The 21,875-nt window shown below is 63.9% G+C and carries 21 protein-coding genes and 1 riboswitch; of the genes, 1 reads left to right on the top strand and 20 read right to left on the bottom strand.

Annotated elements, in window-relative coordinates; all coding sequences use genetic code 11:
• Window positions 1-7: 7 nt before the first annotated feature.
• The 18 genes from O3656_RS01480 to pyrR form a co-directional block, all read right to left on the bottom strand.
• Window positions 8-1,057 carry an ABC transporter substrate-binding protein gene (locus tag O3656_RS01480; RefSeq protein ID WP_500062289.1) on the bottom strand — a complete coding sequence of 350 codons (1,050 nt, stop codon included), beginning with the start codon at window positions 1,055-1,057 and terminating at the stop codon, window positions 8-10.
• Between the two features lie 12 nt (window positions 1,058-1,069).
• A complete protein-coding gene (locus O3656_RS01475; RefSeq protein WP_500062288.1) occupies window positions 1,070-1,843 on the bottom strand; it encodes an ABC transporter permease in 774 nt (257 codons plus the stop codon).
• 56 nt (window positions 1,844-1,899) lie between these two features.
• Window positions 1,900-2,029: riboswitch (FMN riboswitch) on the bottom strand.
• A 110-nt stretch (window positions 2,030-2,139) separates the two neighbouring features.
• Window positions 2,140-2,802: a ribulose-phosphate 3-epimerase gene (gene rpe / locus O3656_RS01470; protein ID WP_500062287.1), complete on the bottom strand. Its 663-nt coding sequence runs from the start codon at window positions 2,800-2,802 to the stop codon at window positions 2,140-2,142.
• A 10-nt stretch (window positions 2,803-2,812) separates the two neighbouring features.
• Window positions 2,813-4,285: a transcription antitermination factor NusB gene (locus tag O3656_RS01465; protein WP_500062286.1), complete on the bottom strand. Its 1,473-nt coding sequence runs from the start codon at window positions 4,283-4,285 to the stop codon at window positions 2,813-2,815.
• Window positions 4,282-5,226 (bottom strand): methionyl-tRNA formyltransferase, encoded by a 945-nt coding sequence (locus O3656_RS01460; protein ID WP_500062285.1) that lies wholly within the window; start codon window positions 5,224-5,226, stop codon window positions 4,282-4,284. The genes O3656_RS01465 and O3656_RS01460 overlap by 4 nt, the downstream gene beginning before the upstream one ends.
• A 34-nt stretch (window positions 5,227-5,260) precedes the next feature.
• On the bottom strand, window positions 5,261-7,243 hold the full coding sequence (locus O3656_RS01455; protein ID WP_500062284.1) for a primosomal protein N' family DNA-binding protein: 1,983 nt from the start codon (window positions 7,241-7,243) through the stop codon (window positions 5,261-5,263).
• A gap of 42 nt (window positions 7,244-7,285) precedes the next feature.
• A complete protein-coding gene (locus O3656_RS01450) occupies window positions 7,286-7,921 on the bottom strand; it encodes a vitamin K epoxide reductase family protein (protein WP_500062283.1) in 636 nt (211 codons plus the stop codon).
• Window positions 7,918-9,105, bottom strand: coding sequence for a methionine adenosyltransferase (metK, locus tag O3656_RS01445; RefSeq protein ID WP_500062282.1), 1,188 nt, complete (start codon window positions 9,103-9,105; stop codon window positions 7,918-7,920). The genes O3656_RS01450 and metK overlap by 4 nt, the downstream gene beginning before the upstream one ends.
• A complete protein-coding gene (gene coaBC, locus O3656_RS01440) occupies window positions 9,102-10,331 on the bottom strand; it encodes a bifunctional phosphopantothenoylcysteine decarboxylase/phosphopantothenate--cysteine ligase CoaBC (protein WP_500062281.1) in 1,230 nt (409 codons plus the stop codon). Before coaBC ends, metK begins: the two co-directional genes overlap by 4 nt.
• 1 nt (window position 10,332) lies before the next feature.
• The gene (rpoZ, locus tag O3656_RS01435) at window positions 10,333-10,599 is read right to left on the bottom strand and encodes a DNA-directed RNA polymerase subunit omega (RefSeq protein WP_500062280.1); all 267 of its coding nucleotides are present in this window, start codon (window positions 10,597-10,599) and stop codon (window positions 10,333-10,335) included.
• A 36-nt stretch (window positions 10,600-10,635) separates the two neighbouring features.
• Entirely contained in the window at window positions 10,636-11,193 is a 558-nt protein-coding gene (gene gmk / locus O3656_RS01430) for a guanylate kinase (protein WP_500062279.1), read from the bottom strand.
• A 27-nt stretch (window positions 11,194-11,220) separates the two neighbouring features.
• A complete protein-coding gene (mihF, locus tag O3656_RS01425) occupies window positions 11,221-11,532 on the bottom strand; it encodes an integration host factor, actinobacterial type (RefSeq protein WP_500062278.1) in 312 nt (103 codons plus the stop codon).
• A gap of 101 nt (window positions 11,533-11,633) precedes the next feature.
• Window positions 11,634-12,500, bottom strand: coding sequence for an orotidine-5'-phosphate decarboxylase (gene pyrF / locus O3656_RS01420; RefSeq protein ID WP_500062277.1), 867 nt, complete (start codon window positions 12,498-12,500; stop codon window positions 11,634-11,636).
• Window positions 12,497-15,796 carry a carbamoyl-phosphate synthase large subunit gene (gene carB / locus O3656_RS01415; RefSeq protein WP_500062276.1) on the bottom strand — a complete coding sequence of 1,100 codons (3,300 nt, stop codon included), beginning with the start codon at window positions 15,794-15,796 and terminating at the stop codon, window positions 12,497-12,499. Before carB ends, pyrF begins: the two co-directional genes overlap by 4 nt.
• Window positions 15,796-16,983: a glutamine-hydrolyzing carbamoyl-phosphate synthase small subunit gene (carA, locus tag O3656_RS01410; protein ID WP_500062275.1), complete on the bottom strand. Its 1,188-nt coding sequence runs from the start codon at window positions 16,981-16,983 to the stop codon at window positions 15,796-15,798. Before carA ends, carB begins: the two co-directional genes overlap by 1 nt.
• Entirely contained in the window at window positions 16,980-18,299 is a 1,320-nt protein-coding gene (locus O3656_RS01405; protein WP_500062274.1) for a dihydroorotase, read from the bottom strand. Before O3656_RS01405 ends, carA begins: the two co-directional genes overlap by 4 nt.
• The gene (locus tag O3656_RS01400) at window positions 18,292-19,278 is read right to left on the bottom strand and encodes an aspartate carbamoyltransferase catalytic subunit (protein WP_500062273.1); all 987 of its coding nucleotides are present in this window, start codon (window positions 19,276-19,278) and stop codon (window positions 18,292-18,294) included. Before O3656_RS01400 ends, O3656_RS01405 begins: the two co-directional genes overlap by 8 nt.
• Before the next feature lie 3 nt (window positions 19,279-19,281).
• The gene (gene pyrR / locus O3656_RS01395) at window positions 19,282-19,845 is read right to left on the bottom strand and encodes a bifunctional pyr operon transcriptional regulator/uracil phosphoribosyltransferase PyrR (protein ID WP_500062272.1); all 564 of its coding nucleotides are present in this window, start codon (window positions 19,843-19,845) and stop codon (window positions 19,282-19,284) included.
• A gap of 356 nt (window positions 19,846-20,201) precedes the next feature.
• Between pyrR and O3656_RS01390 the strand changes: the two genes are divergently transcribed.
• On the top strand, window positions 20,202-20,498 hold the full coding sequence (locus O3656_RS01390; RefSeq protein WP_500062271.1) for a DUF2249 domain-containing protein: 297 nt from the start codon (window positions 20,202-20,204) through the stop codon (window positions 20,496-20,498).
• A 173-nt stretch (window positions 20,499-20,671) separates the two neighbouring features.
• On the opposite strand, the gene nusB is transcribed toward O3656_RS01390, so the two are convergent.
• Window positions 20,672-21,292, bottom strand: coding sequence for a transcription antitermination factor NusB (nusB, locus tag O3656_RS01385; RefSeq protein ID WP_500062270.1), 621 nt, complete (start codon window positions 21,290-21,292; stop codon window positions 20,672-20,674).
• The gene (efp, locus tag O3656_RS01380) at window positions 21,292-21,855 is read right to left on the bottom strand and encodes an elongation factor P (protein WP_009055954.1); all 564 of its coding nucleotides are present in this window, start codon (window positions 21,853-21,855) and stop codon (window positions 21,292-21,294) included. The genes nusB and efp overlap by 1 nt, the downstream gene beginning before the upstream one ends.
• Window positions 21,856-21,875 lie beyond the last annotated feature (20 nt).

Here is a 21,875-nt window from a genome sequence, read left to right as displayed (position 1 = left end):
CGCACCGTCAGGACTGAGAAGACGCGGTATCGGCGGTACTCGCGTACTCGTTGCTCACGATGGCGCTTGGATCGACGTCTCCTTCGAGGACACCGATGGAGTTCAGGAACGACACCATCGAGGACCACGTAGCGAGATCCTGCACCCCGTCAGCGTGCGCGTCGTCTCCGAGCCACAGCGGAACAGTCGCGGCGAGCACCGCATTCGCTGCGGCCAGCGTCGCCTCATCACTCAGCGTCGTGTCCCACTTCGCGGTCGCGTCAATCGCGATCTGGGGATCGGCGGCGATCGCATTCATCGCGTCGGTGGTTGCGGACACGACCGCACGCGCCGCATCGGGGTGAGCCTGCGCCCACTGACGCGTCGTGATGATCGACGCCGCAACCAGAGGCGTCGAGGCACCGTCCAAAGGAATCTCGCGAATGTCAATACCCGCAAGACGCATCTGCACCGCGTCGTTGTTGGTGAAGCCGACAACCGCGTCCACCTGTCCGGCAGCGAGGGCTGCCTGCTGCGTGTAACCGATCGACGAAATCGTCACGTCGGATGTCTGCAGGCCACCGGCCTTGATAGCGGCGAGAGTCGCGTAGTAGCTCGAACCGTACTCACCGGGGATACCGATGTTCTTTCCGGCCAGGTCAGCCAGGCTCGTGATCGACGACGAGGCTGGCACGATGACGGTTCCCGGGTAGGTTGCGTAATACTGGCCGATCGACACGAGATCCAGGCCCTGTGAGGCCGCCACGGCGGCCTCGTCGCCGGATGCAATGACGACGTCCTCTTGACCGGCGAGGAGCGCCGTGAACAGACCCTCATCCGAACCATGATGACGGACCGTTGCGGTGACACCGGCGTCGTTGTAGAGGCCCTGGGAATCAGCGACATATACCGGGGCAAACTGCACGTTAGGAATGTAGGTCAGGCCGATCGTGACGTTCGAGCCGCCTCGCTCGGACGCGCCTGACTGCGTTGCGCCGGGGCCCGCTGCACATGCGGCCAGCGCAAGCGAGGCGCTGGCGCCGATAACGGTCGCGCGGACGATAGTGGAAAGCTTCAAGGGATGTCTCCTTCACTGCGTGATGGCGTAGCGCTTCGACCGCTCGATCCGGTACACGATGACGTACAAAATTGTTGCCATGACGCACAGGATCGCGATGATGACGAACATGCCGGCGGTGTCCACGTTGCTTCTCATTTGAGTGAGTACCTGCCCGAGTCCGGACCCTCCCATGACCATCTCCCCAACGACTGCGCCCGTGACAGACAGAGCAAACCCGTTACGCAGGCCACCCAGAATTGCGGGTGCAGCGAGTGGTAGTTCCATCTGTACGGCCATCGTCCAGCCCGTCGCACCGTCGAGTGCGGCAGCCTCGAGCAGCTCGTGGTCGATATGGCGCAAGCCGACGACGCTGGAAACTAGGATCGGGAAAAATACCATCAGTGCGCACAGCACGATGACCGGCGTGATGCCGTACCCGACCCACAGCACGAGGATGGGGGCGATGGCGATGGCGGGCAACGCCTGGGTTGCTCCAAGGAAGGGTTCCACCGCAGCAGCCAGCAGCCGCGAGCGGTAGATCGCATACGCTAACGGCAGCGCAACGACCGTTCCGAGCGCACACCCTGCAATTGCCTCTCCTCCCGTCACCGCGATCTGACGCCAGGTGGCGGGGCGCTGAAGAAGCGCTACCCCTTTGCGGGCGACAGCAAGCGGATCCGGCAGGCGCCATGCTTCGATGCCGGTGAGCGAGGTCGTCAGCCACCATCCCACCAGCACAAGGGCGAGAAAAATGATCGGCGCCGCGACGGTGAGAGCACCGCGGGGCTTATTCCGAGTTGCCACGACTTGCTTTCCGACACCGGGGGTACGCGCAGCACAGCAGACGCACGAATGCGCCTCATGCACTCCTCCCATCCGGACTTTCACCGTCGGTGCCGGAATTTCACCGGCTCAACCGTCCTCGTTCTGTGAGGGCGGGTCGCGGACTATCACCGCCGGTTCGGACTTTCACCGACCCCGGAGTACTCGTGTGCCATTGTGCCACCGCCGGGCGCGCCGCGCGAGGCGTATCCGATAGAGAAGAAAAGAGGCAGCCGGATGGGACCTCATCCCATCCGGCCGCGAAGAATCCTATGCGATCAGTGTGTGTGGGCGTTGGCGAGCTCGCGCAGCGCCTCGACCTCGCGGTGTGCGTCTTGGGCTCGGAACACCGCGGAACCTGCGACGAAGTTGTCTGCCCCGGCCTCAGCCGCTCGCTCGATGGTCGCGCGGGAAATGCCGCCGTCGACCTGAATCGACACCTGCAGCCCCGCGGCGTTGATCGCCGCGCGCGTGCGCTCGATCTTCGGAATCATCTGTTCGATGAAGGACTGCCCGCCGAAGCCGGGCTCGACCGTCATGATGAGGATCATGTCGAACTCGTTGAGGATGTCCACGAACGGCGCGATATCAGTCGCGGGCTTGAGCGCGAGGCCGGCTCGCGCACCGATGCGGTGCAGTTCGCGTGCCAGACGCAGCGGTGCTGCGGCTGCCTCAGCATGGAAGGTGACGGACTCGCAGCCGACCTCGGCGTACTGCGGCGCCCAGCGATCCGGGTCCTCGATCATCAGGTGCGCGTCAACCGGCAGGATGCCGGACTTCACGACTGCTTCCGCGACGGGCAGACCCCACGAGAGGTTCGGGACGAAATGGTTATCCATGACGTCAACGTGAGCGATATCCGCTCCTGCGATCTTGGTGAGCTCACCGCGCAGGTCAGCGATGTCGCAGTTGAGGATCGACGGGCTAATTGTGGCGTTCATAACGCATATGCTAGCGCCTGCGTAGGCAGGCCACAAACATAAGATCCGTACCGAAACGGTGGTCCCACAGCTGCAGCGTACGACCGTCGTAGCCCTTGATGATGCCCGCAGACGCGGGGACGTCCAGAGCCTCGGGTGCGCATTCGTTGGCGAGTGCGACGGTGTCAAGCAGCTCAACCTCACCGCTTTCCAGCAGACGCGCGACCTGATCACGCGTCTCCGCCGCATGCGGTGAACACGTGATATAGGTGAGAACGCCTCCGGGGCGCGTCAGAGCGAGCGCACGATCAAGTAGCTCGCGCTGAAGGACGGTGAGTTCCTCGACGTCTGCGGGGGTGCGATTCCATCGGGACTCGGGGCGACGGCGCATGGACCCCATGCCCGAGCAGGGAGCGTCGACGATGACACGGTCGAAGGACGCCAGTGGCCAAGCGCTGCGTCCCCCACCGAAAGTACGGCCGTCACCGCTCACGACCTCGATCGAGTCGAACTGACGCGTGGTGCGCTCGACGAGGCGGGCGCGGTGCGGGTGCACCTCATTGGCGGTCAGGCGTGCTCCGACGCCTGCGGCGAGGCCGGCCAGGAGTGCGGCCTTACCGCCGGGGCCCGCGCACAGGTCGAGCCAACGTTCGTCAGACCCGCCCTCCAGCGGTGCGGATGCAGCGATCAGCGTCGCGAGCTGCGAGCCTTCATCCTGGGCGCCAGCGCGTCCATCACGAATCGAGGGCAGACGCGCGGGGTCGCCGGATTCGAGGAGGACCGCGTACGGAGACACGGCACCCAGGGCAACGCGGGTGTCGAGGATATCCTCGGCCTCGTCGGCGAGCTCGTCAACGCTCATCAGCGACGGGCGGGCCACCAACGTGACCGTGGGAACCTCGTTATCAGCCGCCAGCACATCGACAAGTTCATCCTCGGGATAACCGTGGGCCTTGAGGGCGTCGCGGAAAGCAGCGACCATCCACGCCGGGTGTGAGTAGCGCACGCCAAGAGCCTCGTCCTCGTCGGCAATGGCATCCATGGCCGCCTCGCGCTCGCCAGGATCCTCGCGGGTGATCGAGCGCAGGACAGCATTCACGAAACGGACAGGACCGTCCGTGAGATGTTCGCGTGCGAGATCCACGGTTGCCGACACGGCCGCGTGGTCGGGCACGCGCATATCGAGAAGCTGGTGTGCCCCCATGCGCAGGATGACGAGGGCACGCGGGTCGAGGTCGGCCAGGGGACGATCGACGTGACGGGAAATCACCCAGTCGAGGCGCCCAATCGCGCGCAGTGTGCCGTGGACGAGCTCGGAGGTGAAGGCAGCGTCACGGTCAGAAAAATGGCCGTCGCGCCGGGCCTGGCGCAGCGCCTTCGGCAGGATGATGTTCGCGAACGCGCCCTGCGTGGCGACCTCGTGAAGAACCTCGTAGGCAATGCGACGGGGCTCGTCGGCTTTGCGCAGCTTGCGGTAGCCGTCCGCGTATCGCCTCTCGCTCATCGCGCCCCCTCCAGGTCTCCACCGAAGCGCAGGTCGTCAGAAGGCCGCGCTCCCCTGGCCCATGCGGCCGCGTCCATCCACGACTTGCCGGCCGGTGCGACCTTACCGAGCACGAGAGCGCCGCGCGCGCATCCGACGGTCACCTGCTTCTTCGTGACCTCAAGCTGGCCGGGTTCGAGATCGTCCCGGTCCACGGGTGTTGCCTTGTCGAGCTTCATGCGCACGCCACCCGGCAAGAGCGTGTAGGCACCGGGATTGGGCGTCACGGAACGGATAATGCGGTCTTCGTGGGCTGCATCGTGCGTGAACGACACGTAACCGTCAACATGTTCGAGACGCCGCGCATGCGTCACGCCCTCCGACGACTGCGCGATAGCTGTCGCGCTGCCGTCAGCGAGCGCATCGACGACACTGAGCACCTGGGGTGCCCCAGCCTCGGCCATCGACGCGAGCAGCTCACCAGCACTCTCATGGCGGATCGGGACCTCGACGCGCGAATAGACATCGCCCGTATCCAGACCTTCCTCGAGATTGAACACGCAGGACGCGGTCGTCGCGTCGCCTGCACGAATAGCCCACTGGACTGGGGCAGCGCCGCGCCACCTGGGCAAATCCGAGAAATGCAGGTTCACCCACCCATGCGTAGGCATCGCGAGCACGTTCGGCGGAACCAAACCTCCGTAGGCTACGACGACGCCAAGGTCCGCATGAACGTCCTCAATACGCTGCGCAATCTCGGGACTCTTGAGAGTTGTGGTTTCCAGGAGCTCCACACCGGCCTGGGCAGCGACGTCCGCGACCGGGGAGGGGTACATGGTCTTGCCGCGACCGCGTCGAGCAGGTGGACGCGTCATGACGAGAGCAACCTCGTGGGATGACGATAACAGTGCCTTCAGCGTGGGGACTGCGGCTTCGGGGGTACCAGCAAAAATAATGCGCACGGCCGTCAGTTTACGGCACTGGGCAGGCGCTGACTCAGAAGAGCTCGGGTGGGTTCACGCTCATTTTGACGAGTGGTGCCTTGCGCGCGCTGCGCGAACGCCGAATATCGGCAAGGACCGCCAGCATTGCGGCAGCGCCCGCCAACGGGGTTCGCACCAGTGTGCGCACCTCGTTCTCCTCGCCTTCGCGAGTCGCCGGACGCACGACCGTACCCACCAGCTCCGCGCCGCCCTCACGAATGACCTGCTCGGCAACTTGGCGTACCTGAGCCGAAGGACCGTCCAGGGCGACCATCGTCGTGGCCGGGAAGAAGCCAAGTGCCTCACGCTCATCGAGGAGCCGATCGGCGTAGTCAGTGGGAGCCCAGCGCACAAGCGTCTGACCCAACGCGTCCGGAATCATCCCCACGACGAGGCCGGGGTGACCTGGGCGGACGAGCGACAGTGCGTTGAGCCAGCGCCTGGCGGCTTCCTCCGGTGCCCACAGCTCGGCACGACCGGCGAGGGCATGGGCATCAAGGATGATGGCTCCGGCGTATCCTCCATCAACGTCCGGCTCAGCACCCGGCGTGGCCACAACGACCGTCGGGCGCGCCGGCAGCTGCCGGTTGATCCGATGTGCAGCTGAGGATTCGAGCACGGATGCATCCGGAAGGTTGCGAGCGATCTCCTCCGCTGTGCGCGTGGAACCGACGCGGGCTGCCCTTAGGTCAGTACCCGAACAGTGGGGGCAACGCCACGAGACGGAGGTGCGCGCACACCACGAACACGTCATCTCTCCCCCGCTGCCCAGCGCGAGCGGGCCGGAGCAATGGCGGCAGCGTGCGCGCTCGCCGCAGCGGCGGCACACGACCGTCGGCCAATAGCCAGATGCGCCGACCTGAATAAGAACAGCACCTTCGCGTAGGCCCTGGCGGATCATACGCAGAGCCGCCTGAGGGATGCGCATATGGCCGCTGGCCCCCTCGCGCTGCGCCTCCGTGACCCCGTGCAGATGGACGCGCGGCGTTGCGTCGCGCAACGCACCCGGGAACGGATCGAGGCTCGCCGCCCAGCCGGAACGAACGAGAGCCTGAGCCTTGACGGAACGCGCGTACGAGGCGACGAGAAGTCCAGCGCCCTCCACGGCGCATCGCTGAACAGCGACATCAAGACTGTCACACCGTGGGAAACGCCGCTCACGGTGTCGATCATCCCCGTCGTCGCAGATGATGATAAGGCCGAGCGACGCGCATGGGACCCACACTGCAGAGCGCGTACCGACAACGATCGGAACACGACCAAGTGTTGCGGCTGCGTGGATACGGTACCGCTCTTCGGGTGCCACCTCACCGCCCGTCACCGCGACGGGGAGGCCGAGATCCTCCTCGAGAGAGCGCGCATATCGCGTCGCGTCCTCGCCGGTGGGCGTAACGACGATGACGCTGCGACCTGATGCAACTGTCGCCGCAACGGCATCTGATAGACAGCAGCGCATGAGGGGGCGCAGAGCGGTCACGACCGCGCGAGGGGATTCGCCGGACGAGAGTCTGCTCAGCAGTGCCTCACCAGCCGAGTATGCTCCCCACCCCGCCGATGCTGACGGAGCCTCCAGACGCGGCCACGGCAGGGGTGCCTGCTCCAACACGCGCGTTTCACCCCGTGCGTGCCGGGGAGGAATAGCGAGAGAAAGGACCTGCGATGTTGTCGCAAGAAAACGCCCGGCAATGCGCCGAGCAGTCTCATAGAGCGCGGGAGTCAACACCGGAATCGACGAGGAGACCGACTCAATATGAGCGGCATCGTCGAGTACATCACGGCGCGTGCGCTCAATGATCCATCCATCGACGCGCGCGCCCGAAAAACGCACGCGAACCAGATTCCCAACCGTGGCCTGGTCGATCAGCTTGTCTGGAACAACGTAGTCGAGAGGCCGATCAATGTGTGGCAGGTCGATATCAACGAGCACGCGGGCGATCTCCGCGCTGCGAGAGCGCGGCGGATCGAAGCCGTCAAGCATGCCCTGTTGGGAAGTCATGATTCCAGTGAATCACGGCCCGTGCTCATCTGCGTCCCGTACTCAGCTCAGGAGCTTCAGACCGTACTTCGCGACCACCATGGCGAGGACACCGAACACGATGAGACCCCACAGCGCCCAGTCAAGTCCCTGGGCGACGACACGACGCAGACCCTCGGGCGCCTGGATGACGCCGTCACGAATGTTGATACGGGTGATGCCGCCGAACACGAGTGTCGTCGTCAGCGTGATGAGCAGACACCACGGGCACAGCACCTGAATGATGAAATACGACTGCCCGAAGAGCCAGAACGCGAAGAACAATGCGATCGTGTAGAGCAGGTTCGTCCCCAGCATGTACCAACGCGGAAACTTCACGCCGGAGAAAATAGCCACCGAGATGGCTAGGACAACGGCCTCGAAAAAGATACCGAGGAAGGCGTTAGGGAAGCCGAGGATGCGAGCCTGCCAGGTCTGAGCAACCGTCGAACACGAGAGCACAGACGAAATGTCGCAACCGAAGCGCGTGGACGAATCGGCAGCGAGCTGCCACGCCTCAATCGACAGAACGAAAGACGTGACGAGGCCAATGCAACCGGAGATGATCATCTCCAGGCTCGTGCGACGACGCCAGGCGCGACGCGCAGCCTCGGTCTCGTACGAGGGCAGGTAGTCTTCGGCTTCGGGCACCTGACTCATGCGAGAGCAGCCTTGAGCTGGTCAACGCGGTTGGTGGCCTCCCACGGGAACTGTTCGCGACCGAAGTGACCGTAGGCGGCGGTCTCACGGTAGATCGGACGCAGCAGATCAAGGTCCTCGATCATGCCGAGTGGGCGCAGGTCGAAGACCTCGCGGATCGCGTCAGCAATGCGTTCCTCGGGCACCGACGCTGTCCCGAAGGTGTCGACGTACAGGCCAATCGGGCGAGCGCGGCCGATCGCGTATGCAAGCTGAATCTCGCAACGCTGGGCAATACCCGCGGCCACGACGTTCTTGGCGACCCAACGGGCAGCATACGTCGCGGAACGGTCAACCTTCGAAGGATCTTTTCCGGAGAATGCGCCGCCTCCGTGGCGGGCCATGCCACCGTAGGTATCGACGATAATCTTGCGACCGGTGAGGCCAGCGTCAGCGGCGGGACCACCCAGGACGAAGCGTCCTGAGGGGTTAATGAGAGTCTTCATCGAACCCGTCGCCAGAGCGAGGCCGGACTCGTCAATGACGGGCGTGATGACGTAGTCGCGCACGGCGTCGCTGATCGCGCACTGAGACAGAGCCTCGTCGTGCTGAGTGGACACGACAATCGTATCGATGCCTACCGGGCGGCCGTTCTCATAGGCAAGAGTCACCTGAGTCTTACCGTCGGGACGCAGCCCCTCAACAATGCCCTGCTTGCGCACGTCAGCCAGGCGCTTTGCGAGGCGGTGAGCGAGCCAGATGGGGGCAGGCATGAGATCGGGGGTGTCGGAGGAGGCGTAGCCGAACATGATGCCCTGGTCGCCAGCGCCGAGGCGGTCGCGTGGATCGCCACCCTGGGTGCCGCGCACCTCAAGGGCCTCGTCGACGCCGCCGGCGATGTCGGGGCTCTGGCCATCAAGCGACACAGAGACGCCACAGGACGCGCCATCAAAGCCAACGCGCGACGAGTCGTATCCGATCGAGAGGATCTCGCGGCGCACGATCTCCGGGATCTCAACGTACGCCTCGGTCGTCACCTCACCGGCGACGTGAATGAGGCCGGTTGCCGCCATCGTCTCGACGGCGACACGCGAGCGAGGATCGGCGGCGAGCAGCGCGTCAAGGATCGCATCGGAAATGCGGTCACAGACCTTGTCGGGGTGGCCTTCGGTAACGGACTCAGAAGAAAAAAGCTGTTGACTCACCACTTTAGATTATCAAGGAATGAGGCCATATGGCCGACGAGACCTGCGGCTACTTCACCCTTCGAGCCGACGTAACGGCCGACGATGTGACCGCTGGCATCGAGGACGCGGACGTCGTTAGCAACGTCGCCGAACCCGATGCCGCTGCCCACCCGGTTCAGGCAGATGAAATCTGCTCCCTTACGCACCGCCTTATCGGCACCGTAGGCGAGGATCTCCTCCTCTGTGCCGGTTTCAGCGGCGAAGCCAACGACGAGGGGCGGGCGCTTCTCACTGTGCCCGATCTCAGCGAGGATATCGGGGTTGCGCACGAGACGAATGGTAGGCGCCTCCTCGTTTGTGGGGTCTTTCTTCATCTTTGACTGTGAGACGGCCTCGGGACGGAAGTCAGCGACGGCGGCCGCCATGACGAGAGCATCGGCGTCAATGACCTGGCTGACCGTGGCTTCTCGCATCTGAAGGGCACTGCCCACGCGGGTGACCTGTACGGTTGAAGGGAGCCCTGCGAGGAGAGCCGATTCAATATTGGCCGCGATGACCCTGACCGCCGCTCCAGCTCGTGCTGCCGCCGATGCGATTGCCAGCCCCTGCCGACCAGACGACTGATTACCCAAAAAACGGACCGGATCGATCGGCTCGCGAGTACCCCCGGCCGTGACGACGACCGTGCGGTCGGCGAGCACGTGGGAAACCCGCTCATGGTGAGAAAGTACCTCAAGTGCCTTTCGCGCGATTTCCTCTGGGTCCGGCAGACGACCGATCCCATTGTCACCCGAACCGAGTGCACCGGACGTCGGATCAATGATGTGCACTCCGCGCTCACGTAGTGTGCGGACATTGGCTTGAGTGGCGGGAGCCAGCCACATGTTGGAATGCATCGCCGGGGCAACGACGACAGGGGCGTTCGAGGCAAGAACCGTCAGCGACACCATGTCGTTCGCGAAACCGGCCGCAAGATGCGCCAAGGAGTTCGCAGTCGCAGGTACAACAATAATGAGGTCGGCAATTCGGGCGAGCTCCACGTGCTCGGCACGCCCCTCCCCCGCGATATCCACGGCGACAGGGCGGGACGTGATGCCCTCCCAGGTCGAACGGCCGACAAACTCCAACGACGCGCGCGTGGCAGCAACATACACGTCGTGGCCCGCGCGTTGACACTCGCGGACCACGATGGGTGCTTTGAAGGCTGCAACGCCGCCGGTCACTGCGACGACGATGGTTGCCACGTCAGGCCTCGGGGTTAGCTTCGAGAGACAGGAGGCCTTCGTTGATTTCACGCAGGGAAACCGCCAGAGGCTTCTCATCCGGCTGTACGTCAACGACCGGCCCCACGAACTGGATCATGTTCTGCTGAAGCTGCAGATTGTACGAGTTAATCTGGCGCGCACGCTTCGCAGCGAAGATCACCAGCGCGTACTTGGAATCGACGTGCTTCAGCAGATCGTCAATGGGCGGGGAGGTGATGCCCACGGGCTGGGCAACAATTCCGGACATGCGTATTTTCCTCTCAGTGGCGGATTCAGATAGATATTACTCCAGGCCAATGAGCCGAGCCAGCTCATCCACCGCGCGCTCCACATCGTCGTTGATCACAACGTGATCAAACTCCGAAGCCGCCTCAAGCTCGACACGGGCAGTGGCAAGGCGCCGAGCCTGCTCTTCGGGGCCTTCGGTACCGCGGCCGATGAGGCGGCGCTGAAGCTCCTCCCACGAGGGAGGTGCAAGGAAGATGAACTGTGCGTCGGGCCTGTTGGCGCGCACCTGGCGTGCACCGGCTAAATCGATCTCGAGGAGCACGGGATTGCCGACATTGAGAGCTTCATCGACCGGACCACGGGGGGTCCCATACTTGTTTTTCCCATGAACAAGCGCCCACTCCAACATGTCTCCCCGTTCGATCATTGCATCGAACTCTTGGGGGGAAACAAAGTAGTAGTGGACGCCGTTCAGTTCACCGGGTCGAGGATCGCGGGTTGTTGCCGAGACCGACACCTTCAGTGCCGGGTAGCGCTTTGTGAGCGCAGCGACAACAGTTCCCTTTCCAACGGCCGTAGGGCCAGCGAGGACGGTCAGTTGAGCCTTAGTCATGGCTCAAGTGTGCCACGCTTTACCGCGTCAGCCGAAACGCTCGACGAGCGCCTTCCGCTGGACGGGGCCAAGGCCACGCACGCGCCTGCTTTGGGCAATCTTGTACTCGTCCATCAACACGGCGGCCGTGTTCGTGCCGACGCGCGGCAGCGACTCCAGTAGCGAAACGACCTTCATCTTCGCCACGGCCTCGTCTGTATCAGCGAGTTCCAAAACCTCCGACAGGTTCATCGAGCGCGCCTTGAGCGCGTTCTTCACTTCGGCGCGACGCCTCCGTGCCTGCGTTGCCTTCTCAAGAGCCTGTGCCCTCTGTTCTGGCGTGAGATCAGGTAGTGCCATTCTGATCATCTCCTCCGTTGGGATCTTCGGTAAATAAACTATGTCACCTTCCCGACCACTAGTGCCAGACCAAAACGCTGCTTCTTTAGTAACACAGCAGATTATTGCAGCGAATCAACCGTCGCACGGTAGGCGTCTCGAAGGCCGGTAATGGCCGGGCCGGAACGCAGGATTGCACGCGAAGACGAAGCGAGGACAGCATCCGTCGCTCCGGCGAAAACCTCCCTGACCTGCGCTGGACCGGCGCCTTGTGCGCCTACTCCTGGTGCCAAAAAAGCGCCATTGAGAGCCGCAAGATCAATGCCCAATCGCTTGACAGCGTCGCCGACGGTAGCGCCTACGACGATGCCAGCAGGACCAAGGTGTTGTTGCTCACACTGACTGTTAAAGTCCGCCAGTTGGGACACGACATGACCAGCAACGCTGATTCCATCTGCGGTGCGGGCGTGCTGGACGGACGCGCCCTCAGGGTTCGAGGTGAGGGCGAGGACGAACACTCCCCTGCCGGTCTGACGTGCAAGCTCGAGTGCCGGAGTCAGTGATCCGACGCCGAGATAAGGCGACAGAGTCACGGCGTCTCCCGCAAGCGGCGACGAATCAGAGAGGAACGCATGTGCGTAACCATCCATCGTCGAGCCGATGTCACCCCGCTTGGCATCCACGATGCACAGAGTGCCGACCTCGCGACATGCGGCGATAACCTCTTCGAGGACGGCAACACCATGCGAGCCATGCCGTTCGAAGAAAGCGGCCTGAGGCTTGAAAGCGGCCACGCGTCCACCGAGTGCCTCGATGACACGGAGGGAGAACTCTCGCACACCATTCGCGTCGTCGTCAAGTCCCCATTCTTTGAGGAGGCTGGCATGAGGATCGATACCGACGCATACCGGCCCATACGTGCGCATGGCGGTGTAGAGGCGGTCTCCAAAGCCGACGGAAGACGTCGGCTTGACAACAGATGCGGTCATCGTGTTTCCTCCGATCGGATAATGTCCCATTCCTGCAAGCTACGCACGGAGTATGCCCCGCGCATACGAACTTCGATGGCCTGCACCATCGCATTGAACGCCTGGAGTGTTGTGACAGCGGGTCGGTCTTGCGAGGCGGCAGCCGCGCGGATCTGGTACCCGTCGTTACGCGGAGCGCTGCGCTGAGGTGTATTGACGACCATGTCGATCGCCCCCTCGTTGATGAGGTCGACGACGGTCGGCTCTCCCCCGTCGCCGCGGCCCTCAGACGATTTGCGGACTGCCTGAGCTTCGATGCCGTTGCGGCGCAAAACGGACGCGGTGCCCGAGGTTGCCAGGATGGTGAAGCCCATCTCGTGCATGCGAGCCGCCGGCAGGACGATTGCGCGTTTGTCGGTGTCAGCGATCGAGATGAAGACCGTACCGGAGGTTGGCATATCGGTCGAGGCACCGAGCTGCGACTTGGCGAAAGCCGTCGGGAAATCGCGGTCGATGCCCATGACCTCACCCGTGGAGCGCATCTCAGGACCGAGCACGGTATCGACGATTTCGCCGCCTGCGGTGCGGAAGCGCTTGAAAGGCAGGACCGCAGCCTTGACGGCGATCGAGCCACCGTCGTGAATCTCGCGGGCATCGTGGGCGGGCAACATTCCCCGCTCGCGCAGCGAAGCGATCGTCGCGCCGACCTGGATGAGCGCTGCGGCCTTCGCCAGCTGAACGCCGGTTGCCTTTGAGGCGAAGGGGACGGTACGCGACGCGCGCGGGTTTGCCTCGATGACGTACAGGGTGTCGGAGAGCAGCGCGAACTGGATGTTAATGAGGCCGCGCACGCCGACGCCGCGTGCGATCGCTTCCGTCGAGGCCGTGATGCGCTCGAGCTCGCGTGCGGACAGCGTCATAGGAGGCAAGACGCAGGAGGAGTCACCCGAGTGAATACCGGCTTCCTCAATGTGCTCCATAATCGCGCCCATGAAGAGTTCTTCACCGTCGTACAGGGCATCGACGTCGATCTCGATCGCCGCATCGAGGAAGCGGTCAATGAGGAGCGGACCGCGGGAGAAGAGCAGCTCGGAGTCGTGGCTTGCGAGGTAGTCGCGAAGCGCTGGCTCGTCGTTGATAATCGCCATGCCACGTCCGCCCAGCACGAAGGAGGGACGCACGAGGACTGGGTAGCCGACCTTTTCGGCGACGGAGATGACCTGCTCAGGCGTGTGCGCCGTATCGTGCGCGGGCGCCGGGCAGTGAGCAGCTTCGAGAACCTTGCCGAACTCCTCGCGGTCTTCGGCCAGGTCAATGGCACGCGGGCTCGTGCCCAGGATCGGCACGCCGGCGCGCTCGAGATCAGCAGCTAGCGAGAGCGGGGTCTGTCCGCCCAGCTGGACGATCATGCCTTTGACGGGTCCCGCCTCGCACTCGGCGCGGTAAATTTCCAGCACGTCCTCGAGCGTGAGCGGCTCGAAGTACAGGCGGTCGGAGATGTCATAGTCGGTCGAGACCGTCTCTGGGTTGCAGTTGACCATGATGGTCTCGTAGTGATCGCGCAGCGACATGGCCGCGTGCACGCACGAGTAGTCGAATTCGATGCCCTGACCGATGCGGTTGGGGCCTGCACCCAGGATGATGACGGCTTCGCGCTCACGCGGACGAACTTCGTTCTCCTGGTCGTAGGTCGAGTAGTGGTAGGGCGTGCGAGCAGCGAATTCGGCAGCGCAGGTGTCGACGGTCTTAAAGACCGGGTGAATGCCGAACGCGCCGCGTACTTCGCGCACCGTGTCCTCCGATAGGCCACGCATGGCTGCGATCTGGCGGTCGGAGAAGCCGTGGCGCTTCGCCTCGGCGAGGACGTCACCCGTGAGCGCCTCAGCCTCGCGGATGCGAGTCGCGACCTCATCGAGGAGGAACATCTGGTCGAGGAACCACGGATCGATCTTGGTGGATTCAAAGAGCTCCTCCAGCGTCGCACCACCTCGGATCGCTTGCTGAACCTGGACGAGACGCCCCTCGGTGCCAACCGACGCCGCCTCGACGAGTGCGCGGGTCTCCTCGGGGCTGGGCGCTTCGCCATCCCAGTGGAACTGCACGCCGCTCTTGTCGATCGAGCGCAGGGCCTTCTGCAGGGCCTCGGTGTAGGAACGTCCGATTGCCATGGCCTCGCCCACGGCCTTCATCGAGGTGGTGAGCGTCGGGTCGGCGGCGGGGAACTTCTCGAAGGTGAAACGCGGAACCTTGACAACGACATAGTCGAGTGTCGGCTCGAACGAGGCCGGGGTCGAGCCCGTGATGTCGTTCGGAATCTCATCGAGCGTGTAGCCGGTGGCCAAACGAGCGGCGATCTTCGCAATCGGGAAGCCTGTTGCCTTCGAAGCCAGAGCAGAGGAACGCGAGACACGGGGGTTCATCTCGATGACGATGATGCGGCCGGTCTCAGGGTGGATCGCGAACTGGATGTTACAGCCGCCGGTGTCGACGCCGACGGCGCGGATGACGGCGATGCCGATGTCGCGCAGGCGCTGCATCTCGCGGTCGGTGAGGGTCAGCGCCGGGGCGACCGTGATCGAGTCACCCGTGTGTACGCCGACCGGGTCGACGTTTTCAATCGAGCACACGACGACGACGTTGTCCGCCTTGTCACGCATGAGCTCAAGCTCGTATTCCTTCCAGCCGAGGATCGACTCTTCCAGCAGGACCTCGGTCGTGATCGACGCCGCAAGACCCTGGCCCGCGATGCGCTCGAGGTCCTCGGGGGTGTAAGCGAAACCGGAGCCGAGGCCGCCCATGGTGAAGGAGGGGCGCACGACGAGGGGGTAACCGAGTTGAGCGGCCGCGGCGTGGCACTCTTCCATCGTGTGGGCGATGAAGGAACGCGCGACCTCGGCGCCTGAACGCTCGACGATCTCCTTGAACTCTTCGCGGTCCTCGCCCGCGCGGATCGCATCGATCGACGCGCCGATAAGCTCGACGTTGAAGCGCTCGAGAACACCCATCTCGGACAGGGCGACGGCCGTGTTGAGAGCCGTCTGGCCACCGAGCGTGGGCAGGAGCGCGTCGGGACGCTCTTTCTCGATAATCGAGGCCACAACCTCCGGGGTGATCGGCTCGACGTACGTGGCGTCCGCGATCCCCGGGTCGGTCATGATGGTGGCCGGGTTGGAGTTAACGAGGATGACGCGCAGGCCCTCCTCCTTCAGGACGCGGCATGCCTGCGTGCCCGAGTAGTCGAACTCGCATGCCTGACCGATGACAATGGGGCCCGATCCGATGACGAGAACGGACGACAGATCGTTCCTGCGGGGCATCAGTGGGTCTCCTTAGCGGCGGTCATCAGGGTAATGAAGCGATCGAACAGCAGTTCGCCGTCGTGCGGGCCGGCAGCTGCCTCGGGGTGGTACTGGACGGAGAAAGCGGGGATGTCCAGGGCTCGAAGGCCCTCGACGACGCCGTCGTTGAGGCCGATGTGAGAGACCTCGACGCGGCCGTATCGACCCGAATCGAAGGGCGCGACGGACGGTTCGCCCACCGGAGCATCCACCGCGAAACCGTGGTTATGGGCGGTGATTTCGACGCGGCCCGTGGCCACGTCCTTCACCGGCTGGTTGATGCCGCGGTGACCGTAGTTGAGCTTATAGGTGCCGTACCCGAGGGCGCGGCCGAACAGCTGGTGCCCGAAGCAGATACCAAAGTATGGGATACCCGCGTCTAGGACAGCGCGTAGCACACCGATCTCGTGGTCGGCCGTCGACGGGTCACCCGGGCCGTTGGAGAAGAAGACGCCGTCCGGCTTCAGCGCCTCAATATCGGCGAAAGACGCTGTGGAAGGAACGACGTACACGCGAACGCCGCGCGCAGCCAGATGGTAGGGCGTGCGCGACTTGATGCCGAGGTCGACGGCCACCACGCGCGCGATGGGTTCCTTGCCTTCGAAGTCACCGAGCGGCTCGACCACGTAGGTCTCGTCAGTCGACACTTCGGCGGCCAGTGCCGCCCCGCTCATCGCGGGCGACTCAGCGACGATGCGCACGAGCGAGGCCACGGCCTCCTCGCCCAGGTACTGTGCACCCACGGGCAGCGCGTCACCCGAGAAGATGCCGGCGCGCATGGCACCGCGCTCGCGGATGTGGCGTGTGATCGCACGCGTGTCGACGTCGGCGATGCCAACGATCCCCTGAGAGACGAGCTCGTCTTCCAGTTCGCGGCGTGCTCGCCAGTTCGAGGCGCGGCGTGCAGCGTCGCGCACGACGAAGCCAGCGACCCAGATGCGCGAGGACTCGGGGTCCTCGTCATTCACACCGGTGTTGCCGATGTGCGGAGCCGTCATGACGACAATCTGGCGATGGTACGAGGGGTCAGTGAGCGTCTCCTGGTAGCCGGTCATGCCGGTGGAGAAAACGATTTCGCCGAGCGTGCGGCCGGACGCGCCCCATGCACGTCCCTTGAAAACGGTGCCGTCCTCCAGGACGAGCAAGGCGATATCGGACGTGGTCATCGGTCCTCCTTGGCAATCGGGGTGGCGTCGACGACCGTCGGGACGCCGCCATAGATCGTGTAGCGCACCTGTCCGGGCAGTTCCATACCGCGGAAGGGGCAGTTTGTGGAGCGGGTCCACTGCTTGGCGGGATCGACCGTGACGCGCACGGTCGCATCCACGAGGGTCACGTGTGCGGGTGCTCCGACGACGAGGCCCTGGCCCTGCGATTCAACGCGGCCGATCCGCGCGGGAACCGTCGACATGACGCGAGCGATGTCCGTCCAGTCCATGCGTCCCGTGTTCACCATCGTCTCGATAAGGATCGGCAGTGCCGTTTCCAGGCCGGTCATGCCAAAGGCACCCGCCTGCCACTCGCAGTCCTTCATTTCGAGCGGATGGGGTGCGTGGTCGGTGCCGATGCAGTCGATGGTGCCGTCGGCCAGGCCTTCGCGCACGGCCTCCACGTCTTCAGCTCGGCGCAGCGGTGGGTTCACCTTGTAGAGCGGGTCGTAGGTGGCCGCCAGCTGCTCGGTGAGGAGCAGGTGATGGGGCGTTGCTTCAGCTGTGATGTCCACGCCTTGGGCCTTGCCCCAACGCACGAGGTCAACCGAACCCGCGGTGGACAGGTGGCACACATGCAGGCGTGAACCTACGTGCTTGGCAAGCAGGATGTCGCGCGCGATGATTGCTTCTTCGGCGACGGCAGGCCAGCCTGCTAGACCGAGCTCACCCGACAGCGTCGACTCATTCATCTGAGCGCCTTCGGTGAGGGCAGGATCCTGACTGTGCTGGGCGATGACGCCGCCAAAACCCTTGACGTACTCCAACGCACGACGCATGAGGACGGGATCGGATACACACTTGCCATCGTCGGAGAAAACGCGCACCTTGGAACGCGAACGGGCCATTGAGCCGATCGATGCCAGATGTTTTCCTTCCAGACCCTTGGTGACCGCACCAACGGGGCGTACCTCCACCCAGTCGGCCTCCTCTCCCAGGCGCAGTACCTGATCGACGATGGCGGCCGTATCCTGTGTGGGCGTGGTGTTCGCCATTGCATGAACGGCCGTGTAGCCGCCGACCGCAGCAGCGCGGGTGCCGGTGAAAACGGTCTCGGCGTCTTCACCGCCGGGCTGGCGCAGGTGGGTGTGGATGTCAACGAGGCCCGGCAGGGCGATGAGTCCCTCGGCGTCGATGACGCGGGGGTCGCGCACACTGTTGCGGGCATCCGCGCCGATGGCGACGATCGTGCCGCCCGACAGCGCAACGTCGGTCGGCTCCCCGCCCAGGAGCGAAGCCCCGGTGATGAGGATGTCACGGGTCTGTTCAGTCATTGCTGTGTCCTTCCGAAGCGAGGAGCAGGTAGAGGGCAGCCATGCGGATGCAGACGCCGTTGGACACCTGTTCGACGATGACAGATTGGTCTGAGTCGGCTGCCTCAGCGCAGATTTCGAGGCCCCTGTTCATGGGACCCGGATGCATGACGACAGCGTTAGGACGCAGCGTCGCAAAGCGGGCGGGTGTGAGACCGTATTCAGCGTGGTAGGCACCAGGCGAAGGGAAGAAACCGCCGCCTGCGCTCGACATACGCTCGCGCTGCACGCGCAGCATCATGACCGCATCAGGGCCGCTCGCTAGGGCTTCATCGAAGTTGTAGGAAGTCTCGCAGTTCCACGTCTCGACGCCAATGGGCAGCAGCGTCGGAGGGGCAACGAGGGTGACGCGCGCGCCGAGGAGTGTTAGCAGATCGACGTTCGAGCGCGCCACGCGCGAGTGGAGCACATCGCCGACGATGACGACGTGCGCGCCGTCGAGGCCCGACCCCTGGATCGGTGCACCGTCCTCGCCAAGCGAGGGAGCGTAGTGGCGCCGCAGCGTCATGGCGTCGAGGAGTGCCTGCGTCGGGTGTTGGTGGGTGCCGTCACCGGCATTGAGGACCGGGAGGTTCATCCAGCCGGCGTGCGCAAGACGGTGAGCCGCACCCGAGGACGAATGACGCACGATGACTGCGTCCGCGCCCATGGCCTCGAGCGTCAGCGCGGTGTCCTTGAGCGATTCGCCCTTCGACACAGACGATCCGCGCGACTGGAAGTTGATGACGTCAGCGCTCAGGCGCTTGGCTGCAGTCTCGAAAGAGATGCGAGTGCGGGTGGAATCCTCGAAAAACAGGTTGACGACGGTCTTGCCCTGAAGCGTAGGAAGTTTCTTCACACCGTGACGTTGCGTCGAGGCCATCTGCTCCGCCGTATCGAGGATTAGAATCGCCTCCTCGCGCGTCAGGTCGCGGATCGAAATGAGATGATTCAAGCTCATCGTTTACAGGCCTTTCCCGAGAAGGACGCCGTCGCGCCCGTCTGTTTCGTCGAGCAGAATAGTGACGGTTTCGTCGCGGGAGGTCGGCAGGTTTTTACCGACGTAATCCGGGCGAATGGGGAGCTCACGGTGTCCTCGATCAATGAGAACGGCGAGCTGAACGGCCGCGGGGCGGCCGATACGGGTGAGAGCATCGAGGGCAGCCTTAATGGTGCGGCCCGTGTACAGGACGTCGTCGACGAGGACGACGGTCTTGCCGTTAATACCGGTGCGAGGCACCAGGGTCTCTTTCGGAGCCCTCAGCGGCTGCGAGGCGAGGTCGTCGCGGTACATCGTGGTGTCGATGATTGCGAGTTCGGCATAGGTGCCGGAAACCTCTTTGATTCGATTGACAAGCCGTCGCGCGAGAGTCGCACCCCGCGTCGGGATACCTGCGATGACGAGGTTATCGCTGCCGCCATTGCGTTCAACGATCTCATAGGCGATGCGTGTCAGGGAGCGTGCGACGTCGCCAACTCCCAATACTTCTTTGCCGCGCGATGCGCGATCTGCGTGCACTTCGGCCACGCGCACTCCTTCCCCGCCTCACGGGACGGTCATTAAAGGATCTGTCGTAGTTCCATCCTACGCCCGTCATCAGGTAAGGGTGTGATGCCTCCACGTGTGAAACCCCACGTGGCTAGCGCGAATAGGCGTGCATCCGGTGAAGTCGCGGACCTGTGTGGGCCGGTGGGGTGAGCATACAAGCGCCGATCCGAGATTCGGGTAATACCCGGTAGGGGTATTGGCATATACCCCTACCGGGTATTACGTCTCCCATGACAACACGCGTACCGTTAGCACTGCAATGAAAGGGGTTATCCCGGTAAAATTCGATATGCGCCAACGGTACCTATGAAACTTTCCGACAGAAAGGCCACCCCATGACCATCGAACAACTGCCCCAGCCCGGGGTTCGCGGCGGCGGCTGTGGCTGCGGCGAGCACGATCTCCCCGAGCCGACCATTGATGCGACCGCTATCCCCCACCGCCTGCGTCACGCTGCCGTTCTCGGAGCTGCGCAGTCGATGAACGCGGGAGAAGCCTTCATCATCCGCGCCCCCCACCTCCCCCGTCCGCTGCTCGCTCAGATCGCGCAGCTGCCCGGCGAGTGGACCTTTGAGGTCGTCGTTGACGGCCCTGAATTCTGGGATGTCCGCACCACTAGGCTCTCGCTCTAAACGCGAAGACAATCGGGGCAGGATCATAGTGATCCTGCCCCGACACGTATCTGCAACAGTTTCCCACGATGGCGCACAACCGGGCACCGTGGGGAACGTGCCGCGAAGGCATAACAAATGGGGCCGACTCCCTAAACGAGAGTCGGCCCCACGGTCTTATCTGAGGCGAATGCTCAGTACTCCTCAAGGAGCTCATCGAGCTCGTCGTCGACGTTGACACCATCGAGTGGCTGTGCACCGGCAGGCAGCGAACGCGCAGGTGCCTCCTGCGCGGGGACTGCCTCGTCGGGAGAAACGCCATGCCCATCGGACTGACGGATCTCTTCCTCTTCGGAGGTGCGGCGCGACCACGCGGGAGACTCGAGGTCCTTACGGATCGCGTCGAGAACTGCATTGACGAATGACGGTGAGGTGTCGGTCGAGATCGAGCGGACGATCGAAATGGCCTCGTCGATAACGATGATCGGCGACACCTCGTCGTTCTCGAGCATCTCCCACACCGCCACGCGCATGACCGCGAGGTCAACGGCGGCGATCCGATCCAGGCCGGGCACGCGGGCGTGCGCGGAAATCAGCGAGTCGATGCGGCGCAGATTATCCGCGACACCGGCGATGATCTGGATCGAGAACTCCGGGAGCGGAGTCTGAGCCGCGGTGATGACGCGGCGCTCGCGCAGAAGGTCGCGCAGCACGTCGGGGTTGGACCCCATGCCGCGCTGGTCGGCCTCGTAAACAACGTCGGCCGCGCGCTTGCGGGCCTTGGTGCGCGAGGTGAAGCGGTGCTGCTTCGACATTACTCGGTCACGCGACCCGAGTATGAGCCGTCGCGGGTGTCAACCTTGACGCGGGTGCCTTCCTCCATGAAGAGGGGAACCTGAATCTCGTAGCCGGTCTCGAGGGTCGCAGGCTTGGTGCCGGCGGAGGAGCGATCGCCCTGCAGGCCGGGCTCGGTGTGCGTAATCGTCAGGACGACGGTCGCGGGCAGCTCGACGAAGAGGACGGTGCCGTCGTGCTGGGAGACGATGACGTCCTGGTTCTCGACCATGAAGTTGCGGGCATCGCCCACGGTCTCGGCGGGAACGTTGATCTGCTCGTAGGTGGACTGGTCCATGAAGACGTAGTCGGTGCCGTCCTGGTACAGGTACGTCATGTCGCGACGGTCGACGGTCGCGGTCTCGATCTTCAGGCCCGCGTTGAAGGTCTTGTCGACGGTCTTGCCGGACAGGACGTTCTTGATCTTGGTGCGCACGAAGGCCGGGCCCTTGCCGGGCTTGACGTGCTGGAATTCGACAACCTGCCAGAGCTGGCCGTCGATCACCATAACCAGGCCGTTCTTCAGATCATTGGTCGTTGCCACAGGGGTACCTCACTTGAGAA

It is taken from the genome of Pauljensenia sp. 27098_8_83 (assembly GCF_041432695.1).
GTDB lineage: Bacteria > Actinomycetota > Actinomycetes > Actinomycetales > Actinomycetaceae > Pauljensenia.
This window is presented reverse-complemented; position numbering and strand designations above follow the sequence as displayed.

What these genes read in the sequence shown, in the direction of transcription:
- rpoZ (WP_500062280.1), bottom strand. Translation starts at nt 10,599, where the DNA reads ATGTCCGGAATTGTTGCCCAGCCCGTGGGCATCACCTCCCCGCCCATT.
- O3656_RS01405 (WP_500062274.1), bottom strand. Translation starts at nt 18,299, where the DNA reads ATGACTGAACAGACCCGTGACATCCTCATCACCGGGGCTTCGCTCCTG.
- pyrF (WP_500062277.1), bottom strand. Translation starts at nt 12,500, where the DNA reads ATGACCGCATCTGTTGTCAAGCCGACGTCTTCCGTCGGCTTTGGAGAC.
- gmk (WP_500062279.1), bottom strand. Translation starts at nt 11,193, where the DNA reads ATGACTAAGGCTCAACTGACCGTCCTCGCTGGCCCTACGGCCGTTGGA.
- rpe (WP_500062287.1), bottom strand. Translation starts at nt 2,802, where the DNA reads ATGAACGCCACAATTAGCCCGTCGATCCTCAACTGCGACATCGCTGAC.
- O3656_RS01465 (WP_500062286.1), bottom strand. Translation starts at nt 4,285, where the DNA reads ATGAGCGAGAGGCGATACGCGGACGGCTACCGCAAGCTGCGCAAAGCC.
- O3656_RS01450 (WP_500062283.1), bottom strand. Translation starts at nt 7,921, where the DNA reads ATGAGTCAGGTGCCCGAAGCCGAAGACTACCTGCCCTCGTACGAGACC.
- carA (WP_500062275.1), bottom strand. Translation starts at nt 16,983, where the DNA reads ATGACCACGTCCGATATCGCCTTGCTCGTCCTGGAGGACGGCACCGTT.
- nusB (WP_500062270.1), bottom strand. Translation starts at nt 21,292, where the DNA reads ATGTCGAAGCAGCACCGCTTCACCTCGCGCACCAAGGCCCGCAAGCGC.
- mihF (WP_500062278.1), bottom strand. Translation starts at nt 11,532, where the DNA reads ATGGCACTACCTGATCTCACGCCAGAACAGAGGGCACAGGCTCTTGAG.
- carB (WP_500062276.1), bottom strand. Translation starts at nt 15,796, where the DNA reads ATGCCCCGCAGGAACGATCTGTCGTCCGTTCTCGTCATCGGATCGGGC.
- O3656_RS01390 (WP_500062271.1), top strand. Translation starts at nt 20,202, where the DNA reads ATGACCATCGAACAACTGCCCCAGCCCGGGGTTCGCGGCGGCGGCTGT.
- O3656_RS01455 (WP_500062284.1), bottom strand. Translation starts at nt 7,243, where the DNA reads ATGACTTCCCAACAGGGCATGCTTGACGGCTTCGATCCGCCGCGCTCT.
- O3656_RS01400 (WP_500062273.1), bottom strand. Translation starts at nt 19,278, where the DNA reads ATGAGCTTGAATCATCTCATTTCGATCCGCGACCTGACGCGCGAGGAG.